Annotated in this window: 14 protein-coding genes; 8 read left to right on the top strand and 6 right to left on the bottom strand. The window is 65.1% G+C overall.

Translation table 11 applies throughout. The annotated features are described in order from the left end of the window. Positions 1 to 7 precede the first annotated feature (7 nt). From B9A31_RS02735 to B9A31_RS02710, 6 genes are read right to left on the bottom strand one after another with little or no spacing between them, the layout of a single operon-like run. Entirely contained in the window at positions 8 to 481 is a 474-nt protein-coding gene (locus B9A31_RS02735; RefSeq protein WP_019096623.1) for a chemotaxis protein CheW, read from the bottom strand. Further along, positions 474 to 5,423 (bottom strand): hybrid sensor histidine kinase/response regulator, encoded by a 4,950-nt coding sequence (locus tag B9A31_RS02730; protein ID WP_084296638.1) that lies wholly within the window; start codon positions 5,421 to 5,423, stop codon positions 474 to 476. The genes B9A31_RS02735 and B9A31_RS02730 overlap by 8 nt, the downstream gene beginning before the upstream one ends. 9 nt (positions 5,424 to 5,432) lie before the next feature. Next, the gene (locus B9A31_RS02725) at positions 5,433 to 7,472 is read right to left on the bottom strand and encodes a methyl-accepting chemotaxis protein (RefSeq protein WP_230852946.1); all 2,040 of its coding nucleotides are present in this window, start codon (positions 7,470 to 7,472) and stop codon (positions 5,433 to 5,435) included. Positions 7,473 to 7,519: 47 nt separating this feature from the next. After that, positions 7,520 to 8,074 (bottom strand): chemotaxis protein CheW, encoded by a 555-nt coding sequence (locus B9A31_RS02720; RefSeq protein WP_019099365.1) that lies wholly within the window; start codon positions 8,072 to 8,074, stop codon positions 7,520 to 7,522. After that, a complete protein-coding gene (gene pilH, locus B9A31_RS02715; RefSeq protein ID WP_016712413.1) occupies positions 8,071 to 8,436 on the bottom strand; it encodes a twitching motility response regulator PilH in 366 nt (121 codons plus the stop codon). The genes B9A31_RS02720 and pilH overlap by 4 nt, the downstream gene beginning before the upstream one ends. Positions 8,437 to 8,483: 47 nt before the next feature. Next, positions 8,484 to 8,885, bottom strand: coding sequence for a response regulator (locus B9A31_RS02710; protein WP_019099364.1), 402 nt, complete (start codon positions 8,883 to 8,885; stop codon positions 8,484 to 8,486). Positions 8,886 to 9,038: 153 nt separating this feature from the next. Here B9A31_RS02710 and gshB point away from each other — a divergent pair, with 153 nt between their 5' ends. The 8 genes from gshB to hslV all read left to right on the top strand — a co-directional run bounded on the left by gshB (position 9,039) and on the right by hslV (position 15,718). Further along, positions 9,039 to 9,992, top strand: coding sequence for a glutathione synthase (gene gshB, locus B9A31_RS02705; RefSeq protein ID WP_016712415.1), 954 nt, complete (start codon positions 9,039 to 9,041; stop codon positions 9,990 to 9,992). A 91-nt stretch (positions 9,993 to 10,083) separates the two neighbouring features. Beyond that, positions 10,084 to 10,989, top strand: a complete 906-nt coding sequence (locus tag B9A31_RS02700; RefSeq protein WP_019099363.1) for an energy transducer TonB — start codon at positions 10,084 to 10,086, stop codon at positions 10,987 to 10,989. 138 nt (positions 10,990 to 11,127) lie between these two features. Beyond that, positions 11,128 to 11,697 carry a YqgE/AlgH family protein gene (locus B9A31_RS02695; RefSeq protein WP_016712417.1) on the top strand — a complete coding sequence of 190 codons (570 nt, stop codon included), beginning with the start codon at positions 11,128 to 11,130 and terminating at the stop codon, positions 11,695 to 11,697. Beyond that, a complete protein-coding gene (ruvX, locus tag B9A31_RS02690) occupies positions 11,697 to 12,122 on the top strand; it encodes a Holliday junction resolvase RuvX (protein ID WP_012312410.1) in 426 nt (141 codons plus the stop codon). Before B9A31_RS02695 ends, ruvX begins: the two co-directional genes overlap by 1 nt. Positions 12,123 to 12,171: 49 nt before the next feature. Continuing rightward, positions 12,172 to 12,690, top strand: coding sequence for a bifunctional pyr operon transcriptional regulator/uracil phosphoribosyltransferase PyrR (pyrR, locus tag B9A31_RS02685; RefSeq protein ID WP_019099362.1), 519 nt, complete (start codon positions 12,172 to 12,174; stop codon positions 12,688 to 12,690). A 12-nt stretch (positions 12,691 to 12,702) separates the two neighbouring features. Beyond that, on the top strand, positions 12,703 to 13,707 hold the full coding sequence (locus tag B9A31_RS02680) for an aspartate carbamoyltransferase catalytic subunit (protein WP_011536054.1): 1,005 nt from the start codon (positions 12,703 to 12,705) through the stop codon (positions 13,705 to 13,707). Next, complete coding sequence (locus tag B9A31_RS02675) at positions 13,704 to 14,975, top strand: dihydroorotase (RefSeq protein ID WP_019099361.1); 1,272 nt, start codon at positions 13,704 to 13,706, stop codon at positions 14,973 to 14,975. The genes B9A31_RS02680 and B9A31_RS02675 overlap by 4 nt, the downstream gene beginning before the upstream one ends. A gap of 212 nt (positions 14,976 to 15,187) precedes the next feature. Next, the gene (hslV, locus tag B9A31_RS02670; RefSeq protein WP_003249309.1) at positions 15,188 to 15,718 is read left to right on the top strand and encodes an ATP-dependent protease subunit HslV; all 531 of its coding nucleotides are present in this window, start codon (positions 15,188 to 15,190) and stop codon (positions 15,716 to 15,718) included. The last annotated feature ends 16 nt before the right edge of the window (positions 15,719 to 15,734 follow it).

The raw sequence follows: 15,734 nt of genomic DNA, 5'->3' as shown, positions 1-15,734 counted from the left end.
CTGAATCTTACCCAAACTCAGGTTGCAGTTCCGCGTCACGCACCAGCCTTTCCAGCCCGGCCAGGTCAGGCACCCGCGCCACCTGCTCGCCCACCTGCACCGCCGCCAGCTCCAGGCGCCCCAGCGCCACATCCACATAATTCAGCTGGCTGTCGAGCTTGCACGAACGCGGAATGTCCTGCAGCAACAGCGCCAAATAGCGCAGGCCGGTGTCGCCCAAAGCATTGAGCACCACAACCCGCGCCCGCTCGCCGCACGGCGTCTCGCCACCACACGCCGCTTCGAACCCGATCAGCGGCAGGCGCTGCTTTCGCCAGTCGATCCAGCCCAGGTGCCAGGCCGGCTCACCGCGTTGGCACACCAAATTGCGCTGGCCGCTCAACTCGGCCACCGCCACGTTGGGCAATACCAGGGTGCGGTCGCCCAAGGGCAGCAACAGCCCGGTCAGGCTGCTGCGCTGGCCGGCAATCAGTTCAAGCATGAGGCTGGCTCCAGTGTGCAATGCTCTGCAGCAACAACGACTCCTGATACGGCTTGCCCAGGTATTCGTTGACGCCGATGGCCATGGCGCGGTCGCGGTGCTTCTGCCCGGTACGCGAGGTAATCATGATGATCGGCAGGTCTTTCAGCCGCGCGTCACGGCGAATGCGAGTGGCCACCTCGAACCCGTCCATGCGCGGCATCTCGATATCCAGCAGCAACACGTCCGGACGGTGCTCTTCCAACAAGGCCATGGCATCGACCCCGTCCTTGGCCGTCAGCACGCTCATGCCGTGGCGTTCCAGCAAGCGACTGGTAACCTTGCGCACAGTCACCGAGTCGTCCACCACCATCACCAACAATGCGCGGCGCGGCACCGGGCCGAGCAACTGGCGTGGGGTGCCGCCACCGGGCAAACGAGCCAGGCGCCGCTGCTGGCCGCGCAGCTGGCCAAGCAGGTCGAGAATCAGCACGACCCGGCCATCGCCCAGCAGCGTCGCCCCCGACAGCCCGGCAACGGCAGCAAACTGCGGCCCCAGGCTCTTCACCACGATTTCGCGGCTGGGCGACAGGCTATCGGCTTGAATGGCGAAAGATTGCTCCTTGGCATGCACCAGCAGCACGGGCAACGGCACACTCTGCCCCAGCAAGGCCGGGCGCGGCAGGCCTTGCAGCAACTCGCCCAGGTAACGCAGCTCGTATTCATGGCCGGCATAAACATAGCGGGGCGGGTTCAGCTGATAGCACACCGCCAGCTCTGCCGGCGGCACACGGACGATGCCCTCGATGGTATTGAGCGGGATGGCGTACTGCTCCTCACCCAGATGCACCATCAGTGCCCGGTTGATCGACACGGTGAACGGCAAGCGGATGAGGAAACGCGCGCCCTTGCCCTGAGCCGACTCGATGCTCATCGAGCCCCCTAGTTGCTTGACCTCCTCGTGCACCACGTCCATGCCCAGGCCGCGCCCGGAGATCTGGGTGATTTTCTCGGCGGTGGAAAAACCCGGGCGCAGGATGAACTGCAGGATCTCGTGATCGCTCAACTGCGCCTGCGGGTCCAGCAAGCCGCGCTTGATGGCCTTGCGCCGCACCGCTTCAAGCGGAACGCCAGCACCGTCGTCGGTCATTTCGATCACGATATCGGCGCCTTCGTGCAGCAAATTCAGGTGGATGGTGCCCTGCTCCGGTTTGCCGGCGGCCAGGCGTGCTTCGCGGCTTTCCAGGCCATGGTCGACGGCGTTGCGCAGCATGTGCTCAAGCGGTGCCACCATGCGCTCAAGCACACTGCGGTCCAGTTCACCTTCGGCGTTGCCGACCACCAGTTCTACCTGCTTGCCCAGCTCGCTGGCCACCTGCCGCACCACGCGCTGCAAGCGCGGCACAAGGCGCTCGAACGGCACCATCAAGGTTGCGGTCAAGCCTTCCTGCAACTGGCTGTTCACCCGCGCCTGCTGCTGCAGCAGGCTGTAGGCCTCCTGGGCACGCTGAGTCAGGGTTTCCTTCAGGTCGAGCAAGTCCGAGGCGGACTCGAACAAGGCCCGCGACAACTGCTGCAACTGTGAATGACGGTCCATTTCCAGTGGGTCGAAATCATCATAGGCATCGCCTTCGAACTGCTGGCGGCTGGAGATTCGCCCTTGGGTCTCGATGTCCAGGCGCAGCAGCTGGTCGCGCATGCGCTCCAGGGTGGTTTCCATCTCGTTGAGGGTGAACTGTGCATCGTTGACTTGCTGCTCGATGCGCCCACGGATGATCGAGTGCTCACCCGCCAGGTTACCCAGGTCGTCGAGCAACTCGGCATCGACCTTGACCATGTCGCCTGGCGCCCGCTCTGGCGCTGCTGTCGGCACCTCGCTGGCGGCGGCTTCGACCGGCCCCTGGCCGGCAGCACTGTCGGTCAGGGCCGCGCTGCTGAAGTTGCGGATATAGTCGATCAGCGCCGTGGCGGCATGCAGTGGCTGCCCCAGACGCACGGCATCGAGCATGTGCGCCAGGCGGTCGTGGCAGTTCTGCAACAGCGCGAACAAAGGCGCGCTCGGCGGCAAGCGGCCGGCAGCCAGCAGTTCGTACAGAAACTCCAGTTCGTGAGCCAGGTCACCAATGGGGGCAATTTCGACCATGCGCGCCACACCCTTGAGGGTGTGCAGGTCGCGCATCAGGTTGTCTACCTCGACGCTGCTGCGCGGGTCGGCCTGCCAGCGCGCCAAGGCTGCGGCGGCGCTTTCGACGATGTCCGAGCTTTCTTCGAGGAACACCTCCAGCAGCTCTTCGCCTGGGCTTTCCGGTTCCTCAAGCAGAGGCTCGGTCACGTCAGGCAGCTGCGGCTGATGGGGCAGCCCCAGGCCCAGGGTATCGGCCACGTCCATGTCCGGGTGCAACGGCGTGACCGTGTCGATGCCCACCAGACCAGTGGCCTCTGGCGCCAAGGCTTGGTCCAGCAGGTTGCGCAGACCGTCAAGCGTTTCTGACCGCGGCGCGATGTCCTGCCCGGCCGCCACTTCATCGAGCATGTCCAGCAGGGCTTCATGGGCGCGCCGGGCGTGGGCGAAGAAACGCGCATTGGCAGGCAGGCTGCCCTCTTCCACGGCGCCATACAGGTCCAGCAAGGCCTCGCACACATCATCCATCTGCCACAAGTCGGCCAGGTGCGCGGCGTGCCCCAGGGTGGTCAGCTGGTCGAGCAGGGTGTCCAGCGCATCACGCTGCCCAGGCTGTTGCTGCCAGCGCGATAGCAACGACTCGGCATCGAGCAGGATATCCATGGCTTGGGCCAGGAAACTGGCGACCAACTGCGGGTCGCGCTTGCCGCGCCGGACATGCTGCGGGTCGTCATGCAAGCTGGCCAGGCGTGCGTCTACGGCCTGGCCAACCTGTTCGATCAGCTCCGCAGCACCAGCGATGGCGGCCAACGGTGTGCTGTCGAGTTGCGCCAGACCCAGGTGGAACAGCGAGCGTGCGGCTTCCAGCCATTCGATCTCGGCCATTTGCAGGGGGAGTTGGTGGCCCTTGTATTCCCGGGCCAGGCGGTCGAAGGCGGTGGCCAGCTCGGCGACCGGCATCACCCCGGCCATGGCAGCACTGCCCTTGAGCGTATGCAGGGCGCGCTGAAGGCCATCGCTGACCGGCGTATCGTGGCCGTCTGCGCCTTGCAGAAAAGCATCGAGGCTGGCCAGGTGGCCTTGCGCCTCCGTGCGGAAAATATCCAGCAGCTGCGGGTCGAGGCCATCGATATCGGCAGCACCCGGTTCGTCGTTTTCTGCCAGGGCATGCAGGTGCCCAGCCAACTGTTCGATTTCGGTCAGTTGCGGCAATTGCCCAGCCGCAAAGTCGGCCAGCAAATCAGGTAGGTGGACGAACACTTGCTGCAGGGCCACCACGCCTTCCGGGCTCAGCACGCTACGGCCCTCCAGCACCCGGTTCAGCAGGTGCTCGGCGCCCCAGGCCAGCTCGGCCACCGCTTCGGCATGCACCATGCGGCCGCTGCCCTTGAGCGTATGCAGCGCACGGCGTACTTCCCCCAGCGCCTCGCGCTGCTGGTTGTCGGCACGCCAGCGCAGCCAGTGCCGCTCGATCTCCGGCAGCAACTCGCCGGCTTCATCGAGAAACACCTCGCGCAGCTCGTCATCGATACCGTCGCCATTGGCATCCAGGCCTGCACGGGTGTCGGCCTGCGCACAATACACGCCCAGCGCTGCCAGGCTGGCACGGGCCATGTCGATGAACGGCTGGGCATCCGCCAGCGGGTCGGCCACCCGCCATTGCAGGTAGCATTCGGCGGCACTCATGGCCTCACCCAAGTGGGCCAGCTCATCGGCGGGCGGCTCTACATCCAGGTGCTGCAACCAGCGCTGCACATAGCTGGCGCAGCCGGCGAACAGCTCGGCTACTGCGGGCAGCATCAACATGGCCAGCGCGCCGCGAATCTGCTGCAACAGCCCCGGCAACGGTTGCAGGCGTTGGCGCGGCCAGTCGGACTCCAGGTAGTCGCCGATCAGGTCCTTGGCCTGCTGCAGTACGTTCAGCGATTCGTTCAGCACCAGTTGGCGTATCTCGGCCAGGTCCGAGCCTGGCAGCCCGCCCTGCCCGTTTTCTTCCAGCGGGCCGACCATGCCGTTCAGCGAAGCCTCCACGTACAGCAAGGCGCCCGCCACATCCATCAGTACCGCGTCATCCACCACGCGCTCGCCCTGGGCCAGGGCCTGCAGCGCCAGCACCTGGTCGATGATGACCCGCCGTGGTTGCTGGAAGCCCAGCACAGCCAGGGTGTCGGCTACATGCCGCAGCGGCGCCAGCAGGGCATCTAGCTGCTCGCTGTGCTGGCGGTCGCTGCGCACGAACTGGTCCAGGCGCTCCTTGATGCGCATCAGGTCGTCGCACAGGGCAGTCACCACCGAGCGCAGGGCATCGCGGCCCGGCCCGGCTTGCAATTGTTCACGCCAATTGCCCAACGACAGGTCAAGGTTGGCCAAGTCGTCGGCGCCGGCAAAACGCTGTGCTGCACCGCTGATCAGGCTGGCCTGGGCCAAGGGCTCGATACCTCGGCAGGCACGTAACTGATTGAGCAGCGGCAGCATCACCAAGGGCAGGTCGTGGCGGGCACCGCGCAAGCGCTCAAGGTACGAAGGCAATTGCTCCAGGCCACGAAACAACGCCCCCAGGCAATCGCCCCGTGGGCTGACCTGGCCGTCGGCCAGCGCCTTGGCGAACAGTTCCAGCTCTTCGGCCAGGCGCGTCGCTCCGCGCAGTTCAAGCATGCGCAGGCAACCATGTACCTGATGCAGGTTGTCGACCACGAAGGCCAGCATCGACAGGTCGCCCGGTTCGCCGGCAAAACGCTCCAGCGCCTGGCGCGCCTGGCCCAAGCAGTCGAGGATGGCAGCCTTGGTCCAGGCCAGCGCTACGGTGTCGTGGCGTTCGGGACTTACAGCAGCAGAAGCCATGGGCACTCCTCAGCGCGGCGCATCGGTGGGGCTTTGCGCAGGTGGCGGCAGGGTGAAACCGGACACCGAACGGCGCATCTCACTGGCCATGCGGGCCAAGTGGCGGATACTGTCGGCGGTGGCACCGGAGCCGGCGGAGGTTTGTGCGGTAATCTGCTGGATCACCGCCATGGTGTGGGAAATCTGCCCGGCCGACGAGGTCTGCAACTGGGCAGCGTCAGAGATGCTGTGGATAAGATCGGCCAGGTTCTGCGATACCCCTTCGATCTCGGCCAGCGCCACCCCGGCATCCTGCGCCAGGCGAGCGCCACGCACCACTTCGGCGGTGGTCTGCTCCATGGAGATGACTGCCTCGTTGGTGTCGGCCTGAATGGTACGTACCAGCGCCTCGATCTGCCGGGTGGCCGACGACGAGCGCTCTGCCAGGCGCTGCACTTCGTCGGCAACCACGGCAAAACCACGGCCAGCCTCGCCGGCCAGCGAGGCCTGGATGGCCGCGTTGAGGGCAAGGATGTTGGTCTGGTCGGCAATGTCGTCGATCAGGCTGACGATGTCGCCGATTTCCTGAGAAGACTCGCCCAGGCGTTTGATCCGCTTGGCGGTGTCCTGGATCTGCTCGCGAATGTTGTCCATGCCGTTGATGGTGTTATGCACCACCTCGTTACCCTTGTTGGCAATGGCCACCGAGCGCTCGGCCACCTTGGCCGATTCGTAGGCATGTGCCGAAACCCGGTCGATCGACTCGACCATGTCGCCGACCGCCTCGGAGGCCTCGCTGATCTGCTCGGCCTGGTGTTCGGAAGCCTTGGCCAGCTGGCGGGCGGTGTTCTGGGTGTCCTGTACGGCAGCGGCAACCTGCACGGCGCTGTGGTTGATGGTAGCGACCAGGTCGCGCAGCTGGTCCACGGAATAGTTGATCGAGTCGGCAATGGCGCCAGTGAAGTCTTCGGTCACCGATACGGTCACGGTCAGGTCGCCGTCGGCCAGCTCTTCGATTTCATCCAGCAGACGCATGATTGCCTGCTGGTTGCGTTCGTTCTTTTCTGCCGTTTCACGCAACTGGCGGTTGGTGGTGCGCACCATGACCAGGCCGATGAGGATGATCGAAGCCAGCGCCAGCAGGCCCAAGGCATAGCCGCCAACGGTATCGAGGGTGCGCCCACCGGCCAGGTTCTCGAAACCGTTGGCCAGGTGTGATGCCTCGTCCAGCAGGGTTTGCGACAGGCTGAAAATGTTGCCCGCGGCCTCACGCACGCGGAACAGTTCGGGCGAGGTTTCGAGAATTTCATCGACCGAGCCCGCGACGAACTGGAACAGTTCGGCGATTTCGGCCAGCCGCGCACGGGCATCGGCGTCCTCGACACGGGTTACCTGGATGGCCGCGTTACCCCTGAGCATCCCCTCCAGCACCTGGCCAAAGCGCCCGGCATCGCGGCCAAAGGCATCAGCTGCCTGAGCGGCGGTATCGTCACCCGCGAGCACGGTGTTGACCGAACCGAGGATGCGCTCGGCCAGCAAAAGCTGGCGCTGCGCCACCGCCACCTGGTTGGCCGGAGCGCCGCTTTGCAGCAGGATCTCGACCACTTTTTCGTATTCCACCTGCAACTGCGGCACGGTTTCGGCCAGCGTCGCCGCCACCTGGTGCAGCGACAGCACGGTCTGCTCACTGGCCAGGATGGTGTCGGTGTTCTTGCGCAGGTTTTCCCAGTCGCGGCGTACCGCCTCCATCTCGTCTCGCACCGTAGGCGGCGCAGCTGGCAACCCGGTGGACTTGTCACCCTGGCGCAGGTAGCCCCAGCGCCGCTCGAAGTCGTTGCGTGCATCCGACAGCAGCTTGAAGGCCAGGGCCTTGCCGGCGGCGGCTTCGGTGGCGTTCTTGGCAATGCGCTGAGACAGCACCCGCAGCTCGCCGGCATGGCCGATGTACTGCTTGTCGTAGTTGGACTGGGTGTTCAGGTAGGCAAAGTTGGCGAACAGCAGGATGATCGACAGGATCAGGATCAGAAACAGCACGGTGATCTGCGCGATGCTGCGGGTACGTGGGGTCACTGTGGTGGCTGTGACGGGGGTGGCAGGCTTGTTCACGTTCGCAGGTCCTATAACGCCACATCAAGAAAGCCCGGCGCCTGGGCCAGGGCGAAGGGGCTGAAGATTGCCCAGTTGCGTTCACGCGGGAAATGCCCCTGCACGAAGCGTGCAGCGGCGCGGATCAATGGCTGCGGCGGCGACAGCTGCAGGCTGTCGAGGGCGAAGTGTTGCAGGCCAAGTACCTCGTCCACCAGCAAACCGACGAACAGGTCGTCGTGGTCCAGCACCAGCACCCGCCGCTGCTTGCCCGGAGCGGCGTGGCCCAGGCCGAAGAAACTGCTCAGGTCCATCACCGGCAACAGCCGCCCACGCAGATTGGCAACCCCGCATACCCACGGTTGCACACCCGGGACGCGGCTGCTGCGCGGTTCGCGCAGTACCTCGGCCACCTCACCCATGGGCGCGACGAACCACTGCCCGGCAAGGCGAAAGCCGATACCGCTCCACTGTTGCAGGCGGTTGTCCTGCGGGGGCTGGTCGGCGACCAGCAGGCGGCAGCGCCGGTCGATGTCCAGCAACAACTCGAAGGCGGTCAGCGACGCGCCTTGCGGGCGGGTGGTCAAGCCCCCAGCACTTCTTTGAGCTTGGCGATCAGCGCGTCTTCTTCCACCGGTTTGGTCAAGAAGTCACGGGCGCCCTGGCGCGTGGCCCAGATGCGGTCGGTTTCCTGGTCCTTGGTGGTGACCACGATCACGGGGATGGCGGCGGTTTCCGGGTCCTTGCTGAGCTGGCGGGTGGCCTGAAAGCCGTTCATGCCGGGCATGACGATGTCCATCAGCACCGCGTCGGGCTTGTCCTGCCGGGCCAGGGCCACGCCATCGGCACCGTTGCTGGCCTTGAGCACCTGGTAGCCGTGCTTTTCCAGCCACTCGGTCAAGCGGTACATCTCTGTCGGCGAGTCGTCGACAATCAGAACTCGGGCCATGCTGTTTCCCCATCAGGAAAGTAAGACCGTGCCATGGCGGGGCACGGTCAGGGTGCGGGTTGTTGGGTTGCGGCAAAACCGGGCACGTGGGCGCGGATCGCATCGAGCAGTTCTTCTTTGCTGAACGGCTTGGTCAGAAACCGATCAGAACCGACCACCCGGCCGCGGGCTTTGTCGAACAGGCCGTCGCGCGACGACAGCAGGATGACCGGCGTGTCCTTGAAAGCACTGTTGTGCTTGATCACGGCGCAGGTCTGGTAGCCGTCCAGGCGCGGCATCAGCACATCGACGAAGATGATGCCGGGCTGGTGGTCGACGATTTTGGCCAGGGCATCGAAGCCATCGCTGGCGGTGATTACCTCGCAGCCCGCTTCACCGAGCAACATCTGTGCGGTGCGCCGGATCGTGCGGGAATCGTCGATCACCATCACCTTCAGGGGTTGTTCCATAGACGCCTACCAATGGAAATTAGCTGCATTTTTAGCACACTCCGGATGGCCATTCCATCTGCGCCGCCCCTTGACCGGCGGCGTTTGCGGCGCCACCCTGAGCCACTTTTCTTTCGAGCCATCGCGGCACCTGCCGCCAAGAGGAACCACCCCATGAGCGTACGCCTCGGCATTGTCATGGACCCCATCGCGTCCATCTCCTACAAGAAGGACAGCTCGCTGGCCATGCTGCTGGCCGCCCAGGCACGCGGCTGGAGCCTGTTCTACATGGAACAGCAAGACCTGTACCAGGGCGAAAGCAAGGCCCGCGCCCGCATGCGCCCGCTGAAGGTGTTTGCCGACCCGGCGCACTGGTTCGAACTGGGCGAAGAGCAGGACAGCCCCCTGGCCGAGCTGGACGTGATCCTGATGCGCAAGGACCCGCCGTTCGACATGGAATTCGTCTACAGCACCTACCTGCTGGAACAGGCCGAGAATGATGGCGTGCTGGTGGTCAACCGCCCGCAAAGCCTGCGCGACTGCAACGAGAAGATGTTCGCCACGCTGTTCCCGCAGTGCACCACGCCGACCCTGGTCAGCCGCCGCCCGGACATCATTCGTGAGTTTGCAGCCAAGCATGTTGACGTGATCCTCAAGCCGCTGGATGGCATGGGCGGTACGTCGATCTTCCGTCACCGGGCTGGCGACCCCAACCTGTCGGTGATCCTGGAAACCCTGACCGCGCTGGGCACCCAGCAGATCATGGCCCAGGCCTACCTGCCGGCCATCAAGGACGGCGACAAGCGCATTCTGATGATCGATGGCGAGCCGGTGGACTACTGCCTGGCGCGCATCCCGGCCAGTGGCGAAACCCGTGGCAACCTGGCCGCCGGCGGCCGTGGCGAGGCCCGCCCATTGACCGACCGCGACCGCTGGATTGCCGCCCAGGTCGGCCCGACCCTGCGCGAAAAGGGCCTGCTGTTCGTGGGCCTGGACGTGATCGGCGACTACCTCACCGAAATCAACGTCACCAGCCCTACCTGCATCCGCGAAATCGACGCTGCCTACAACACCGACATCGGTGGCAAGCTGATGGATGCCATTGATCGCAAGCTGAAGGCGCGCTGACAGCCAACGCGAAGCAAACGCGTAGAGTGGGGTATGATGCCGGTCCTATTCGATTGAGCTGCTGCCCCGCCCTGCGGTTGCTGGATACCTGATGACGCTGCCCGCTGACATCCCCGCCACCCTGCTGCCTCCCCGTGTTCGCCCGGTGGACCGGCTCGGCTTTACCCTGTTCCTGGCTGCCCTGGTGCACCTGGCGCTGATCCTTGGCGTCGGCTTCAGCGTGGTCAAGCCTGCCGAAATCCGCCACACCATGGACATCACCCTGGCCACCTTCAAGAGCGAGAAACCGCCCGAGAAGGCCGATTTCCAGGCCCAGGACAACCAGCAGGGCAGCGGCACCCTGGACAAGAAAGCGGTGCCTACAACCACTGAATTGGCGCCGTTCCAGGACAGCAAGATCAACAAGATCACCCCACCGCCTGCCGCCAAGCCCGAGGTGGTGCCGCCCCCTACCCCACAAAAGTCGGCGGTGGTGACCACGGCGCCCAAGCCGCAGAAGCTCGAGCCCAAACCCAAGGAAAGCAAGCCACAGCCCAAGCCGGCGGCGCCAGCGCCAGACTTCGACAGCTCGCAGCTGTCCAGCCAGATCGCCAGCCTGGAGGCGGAGCTGTCCAACGAACAGCAGATGTACGCCAAGCGGCCGAAGATTCACCGCCTGAATGCTGCATCGACCATGCGCGACAAGGGTGCCTGGTACAAGGAAGAGTGGCGCAAGAAGGTCGAGCGGGTGGGCAACCTGAACTACCCCGACGAAGCGCGCCGGCAACAGATTTACGGCAATTTGCGGATGATGGTGTCGATCAACCGCGATGGTTCGTTGTATGAGGTGCTGGTGCTGGAATCGTCCGGGCAGCCGGTGCTGGACCAGGCGGCACAACGTATTGTGCGACTGGCGGCGCCTTTTGCACCGTTTACCGGGGATCTGGCCGAATTTGACCGGCTGGAGATCATTCGTACCTGGCGTTTTGCGCGAGGGGACCGTTTGTCCAGTAACTGATCTCGGGCCTCGGTATAGGGCTTGCTATATGCGGCGGCGCTCGATTTCACAGGCACCAAAACCCTCAAGACAGTCGCCAACCAAACGACACAAATCCGCACCTTGTCAGCCCCGCCACCTGGCGCCACACTATCCCTCATGAAAACCCTCGCCCCGAGCTACCTCAAGCATCAGTTCCTGATCGCCATGCCACACATGGCCGATCCGAACTTCGCCCAGACCCTCACCTACATCGTCGAGCACAACGAGCATGGCGCCATGGGCCTGGTGGTCAACCGGCCGCAGGAGCTGAGCCTGGCCGACATCCTCGAGCAGCTGCGCCCGGATGAAACACCACCGGCCAGCACCTTGCAGGTGCCGATCTACCAGGGTGGCCCGGTGCAGACCGACCGCGGCTTCGTGTTGCACAGCAGCGAGTGCAGCTTCCAGGCCACCGTGGCACTGGAAGGGCTGGCGCTGACCACGTCGCAGGACATCTTGCTGGCCATCGCTGCCGGGGTAGGCCCGAAACAAAGCCTGATCACCCTGGGTTATGCCGGCTGGGAAGCCGGACAGCTGGAAGCCGAACTGGCCGACAACGCCTGGCTCAACTGCCCGTTCGACCCGGAAATCATCTTTGGCCTGGCCAGCGACCTGCGCCTGGACGCGGCCGCCGCCAGCCTGGGGATCAACCTGAACCTGCTGACCAGCCAGGCGGGCCACGCCTGATGGCCGAACTACGCCTGCTACTGGGCTTCGACTACGGCAGCAAACAGATCGGCGTGGCCGTTGGCCAGGTGGTCACCGGCCAGGCCCGCGAACTGTGCACCCTTAAGGCACAAAATGGCGTACCGGACTGGGCTCAGGTGGAAAAGCTCATCAATGAGTGGAAACCCGACGCCATCGTCGTCGGCCTGCCGCTGAACATGGACGGCACGCCCAGCGAAATGAGCGCCCGCGCCGAAAAGTTCGCCCGCCGCCTGAATGGCCGCTTCAACCTGCCCGTGCACACCCACGACGAGCGCCTGACCACCTTCGAGGCCAAAGGCGAGCGCATGGCCCGTGGAGGCCAGCGCGGCAGCTACCGCGACAACCCGGTCGATGCCATCGCCGCCGCCCTGTTGCTACAAGGCTGGCTGGAGGCCAATACCTGATCATCTTTGCCGCCGGGCCCGCCCGGCGCACCCTTCCGAGGAGCCCGCAATGAGCCTACCCAATCCCGCCGAGCTGATCCGGCAGATGGCTGTCGACCTTCGCGCCCACCTGGCCCGCCGCAACATCAGCGAGCCACGTTACATCGGCATCCGCACCGGCGGTGTCTGGGTTGCCCAGGCCCTGCAGGAAGCCATGGGTGATACCAGCCCCATGGGCACCCTGGACGTTTCGTTCTACCGCGACGACTTCAGCCAGAACGGCCTGCACCCGCAAGTGCGCCCGTCCGAGCTGCCATTCGAAGTGGAAGGCCAGCACCTGGTGCTGGTAGATGACGTGCTGATGAGCGGTCGCACCGTACGCGCTGCACTCAACGAACTGTTCGATTATGGCCGCCCGGCCAGCGTCACCCTGGTCTGCCTGCTGGACCTGGATGCCGGCGAACTGCCGATCCGCCCGAATGTGCTGGGCGCCACCCTGTCGCTGGCGGCCCATGAACGGGTAAAATTGACCGGACCCGCACCGCTCGTCCTCGAGCGCCAGGACCTCGCCTCCGCTTCCGCCCTTTAAGAGTCCCCCGCGATGACGCCATTCGACGCCAAGCGCCCGCTGCAGCTCAATGATCAGGGCCAGCTGCGCCACTTCCTCTCGCTGGACGGTTTGCCCCGCGAACTGCTCACCGAAATCCTCGACACCGCCGACTCCTTCCTGGAAGTCGGTGCCCGGGCCGTGAAAAAAGTCCCGTTGCTGCGCGGCAAGACCGTGTGCAACGTGTTCTTCGAGAACTCCACCCGTACCCGCACCACTTTCGAGCTGGCGGCCCAGCGCCTGTCGGCCGACGTGATCAGCCTGAACGTGTCGACCTCCTCGACCAGCAAGGGCGAGACCCTGTTCGACACCCTGCGCAACCTCGAAGCCATGGCCGCCGACATGTTCGTCGTGCGCCACTCCGACTCAGGCGCCGCACACTTCATCGCTGAGCACGTGTGCCCGGATGTTGCCGTGATCAACGGCGGTGACGGCCGCCATGCGCACCCGACCCAGGGCATGCTCGACATGCTCACCATCCGCCGCCACAAGGGCAGCTTCGAGAACCTGTCGGTGGCCATCGTCGGCGACATCCTGCACTCGCGCGTGGCCCGCTCCGACATGCTGGCGCTCAAGGCGCTGGGTTGCCCGGACATCCGTGTGATCGGCCCGAAAACCCTGATCCCGATCGGCATCGAGCAGTACGGCGTGAAGGTGTACACCGACCTCGCCGAAGGCCTGAAAGACGTCGATGTGGTGATCATGCTGCGCCTGCAACGCGAGCGCATGGCTGGCGGCCTGCTGCCCAGCGAGGGCGAGTTCTACCGCCTGTTCGGCCTGACCACCGCACGCCTGGCCGGGGCCAAGCCTGACGCCATCGTCATGCACCCAGGCCCGATCAACCGGGGCGTGGAAATCGAGTCGGCCGTGGCCGACGGCAAGCACTCGGTGATCCTCAACCAGGTCACCTACGGCATCGCCGTGCGCATGGCCGTGCTGTCCATGGCCATGAGCGGGCAGAACGCGCAACGTCAATTCGACCAGGAGAACGCCCAGTGACCCTCAGTATTCTCGGCGCCCGGGTCATCGACCCCAAGACAGGCCTGGACCAGGTTACCGACCTGCACCTGGACGGCGGTCGCATTGCCGCCATCGGCACCGCCCCGGCCGGCTTCAGCGCCAGCCGCACGATCCAGGCCGATGGCCTGGTTGCCGCGCCTGGCCTGGTCGACCTTGGCGTGTCCCTGCGCGAGCCGGGCTACAGCCGTAAAGGCAACATCGCCAGTGAAACCCGCGCGGCCGTGGCGGGTGGTGTCACCAGCCTGTGCTGCCCGCCGCAAACCAAGCCGGTACTGGACACCTCGGCCGTGGCCGAGCTGATCCTCGACCGTGCCCGCGAAGCCGCCAACAGCAAGGTCTACCCGATCGGCGCCCTGACCAAGGGCCTGGAAGGCGAACAACTGGCCGAGCTGGTAGCCCTGCGCGACACCGGCTGCGTGGCCTTTGGCAACGGCCTGAAGGAAATCCCCAACAACCGTACCCTGGCCCGCGCCCTGGAATACGCCGCCACCTTCGACCTGACCGTGGTGTTCCACTCCCAGGACCGCGACCTGGCCCAAGGCGGCCTGGCCCATGAAGGGGCCATGGCCAGCTTCCTCGGCCTGCCGGGCATCCCGGAAACCGCCGAAACCGTGGCCCTGGCGCGCAACCTGCTGCTGGTGGAACAGACCGGCGTGCGTGCGCACTTCACCCAGATCACCAGCGCCCGTGGCGCACGGTTGATCGCCCAGGCCCAGGCCCTCGGCCTGCCGGTAACCGCCGATGTGGCGCTGTACCAACTGATCCTCACCGATGAGTCGCTGCGCGAGTTCTCCAGCCTGTACCACGTGCAGCCGCCACTGCGCACCGGTGCTGACCGCGACGGCCTGCGGGAGGCGGTGAAGTCGGGCGTGATCCAGGCGATTTCCAGCCACCACCAGCCGCACGAACGCGACGCCAAGCTGGCCCCGTTCGGCGCCACCGAGCCGGGCATCAGCAGCGTTGAATTGCTGCTGCCACTGGCCATGACGCTGGTGCAGGACGGCCTGCTCGACCTGCCGACCCTGCTGGCCCGGCTGAGCAGCGGCCCGGCTGCTGCCCTGCGCCTGCCGGCTGGTGAGCTGAAGGTGGGTGGCGCGGCCGACCTGGTGCTGTTCGACCCGCAAGCCTCCACCGTTGCCGGCGAGCAATGGTTCTCGCGCGGCGAGAACTGCCCGTTCATCGGCCACTGCCTGCCGGGTGCAGTGCGTTATACCTTGGTCGATGGGCACGTTTGCCACGAGGCCTGAGTAACACTTTTCGCAAGCACGCCCGCTCCCACAGGATCACCACTATCCCAAGGCATATGGTGATCCTGTGGGAGCGGACGTGCCCGCGAATGCCCCAACGCTGTTCATCCTGCCAAGCGCGACCATTCATCCCCCACGGTTGAAATCCTTCCCCCCACCCCCATATGAGTCTGCATCAGGCACTTTCGCCCCGCTGCGTGGAGACTCTCCCCTTGACCACCATCGTTTCTGTCCGCCGTAACGGCAAAGTCGTCATGGGTGGCGACGGCCAGGTATCCCTCGGCAACACCGTGATGAAAGGCAACGCCAAGAAGGTGCGCCGCCTGTACCACGGCCAGGTCATTGCGGGCTTCGCCGGTGCCACCGCCGACGCCTTCACCCTGTTCGAACGCTTTGAAGGCCAGCTGGAAAAACACCAGGGCCACCTGGTACGTGCCGCCGTCGAGCTGGCCAAGGAATGGCGTACCGACCGTTCCCTGAGCCGCCTGGAAGCCATGCTGGCCGTGGCCAACAAGGACGCTTCCCTGATCATCACCGGCAACGGCGACGTGGTCGAACCCGAAGACGGCCTGATCGCCATGGGTTCCGGTGGCGCCTACGCCCAGGCCGCAGCCCGCGCCCTGCTGAACAAGACCGACCTCTCGGCCCGTGAAATCGCCGAAACCGCCCTGAACATCGCCGGTGACATCTGCGTGTTCACCAACCACAACCTGACCATCGAGGAGCAGGACCTGGCCGACTGACTCAGCTGTTCTGGCG

This window comes from Pseudomonas sp. URIL14HWK12:I5 (genome assembly GCF_900176445.1).
GTDB lineage: Bacteria > Pseudomonadota > Gammaproteobacteria > Pseudomonadales > Pseudomonadaceae > Aquipseudomonas > Aquipseudomonas monteilii.
The sequence above is the reverse complement of the archived record's forward strand: the minus strand, read 5'-3'. Positions and strand labels throughout refer to the sequence as shown.

What these genes read in the sequence shown, in the direction of transcription:
- B9A31_RS02695 (WP_016712417.1), top strand. Translation starts at nt 11,128, where the DNA reads ATGAAAACCCTCGCCCCGAGCTACCTCAAGCATCAGTTCCTGATCGCC.
- pyrR (WP_019099362.1), top strand. Translation starts at nt 12,172, where the DNA reads ATGAGCCTACCCAATCCCGCCGAGCTGATCCGGCAGATGGCTGTCGAC.
- B9A31_RS02735 (WP_019096623.1), bottom strand. Translation starts at nt 481, where the DNA reads ATGCTTGAACTGATTGCCGGCCAGCGCAGCAGCCTGACCGGGCTGTTG.
- B9A31_RS02700 (WP_019099363.1), top strand. Translation starts at nt 10,084, where the DNA reads ATGACGCTGCCCGCTGACATCCCCGCCACCCTGCTGCCTCCCCGTGTT.
- gshB (WP_016712415.1), top strand. Translation starts at nt 9,039, where the DNA reads ATGAGCGTACGCCTCGGCATTGTCATGGACCCCATCGCGTCCATCTCC.
- B9A31_RS02680 (WP_011536054.1), top strand. Translation starts at nt 12,703, where the DNA reads ATGACGCCATTCGACGCCAAGCGCCCGCTGCAGCTCAATGATCAGGGC.
- pilH (WP_016712413.1), bottom strand. Translation starts at nt 8,436, where the DNA reads ATGGCCCGAGTTCTGATTGTCGACGACTCGCCGACAGAGATGTACCGC.
- B9A31_RS02730 (WP_084296638.1), bottom strand. Translation starts at nt 5,423, where the DNA reads ATGGCTTCTGCTGCTGTAAGTCCCGAACGCCACGACACCGTAGCGCTG.
- B9A31_RS02710 (WP_019099364.1), bottom strand. Translation starts at nt 8,885, where the DNA reads ATGGAACAACCCCTGAAGGTGATGGTGATCGACGATTCCCGCACGATC.
- ruvX (WP_012312410.1), top strand. Translation starts at nt 11,697, where the DNA reads ATGGCCGAACTACGCCTGCTACTGGGCTTCGACTACGGCAGCAAACAG.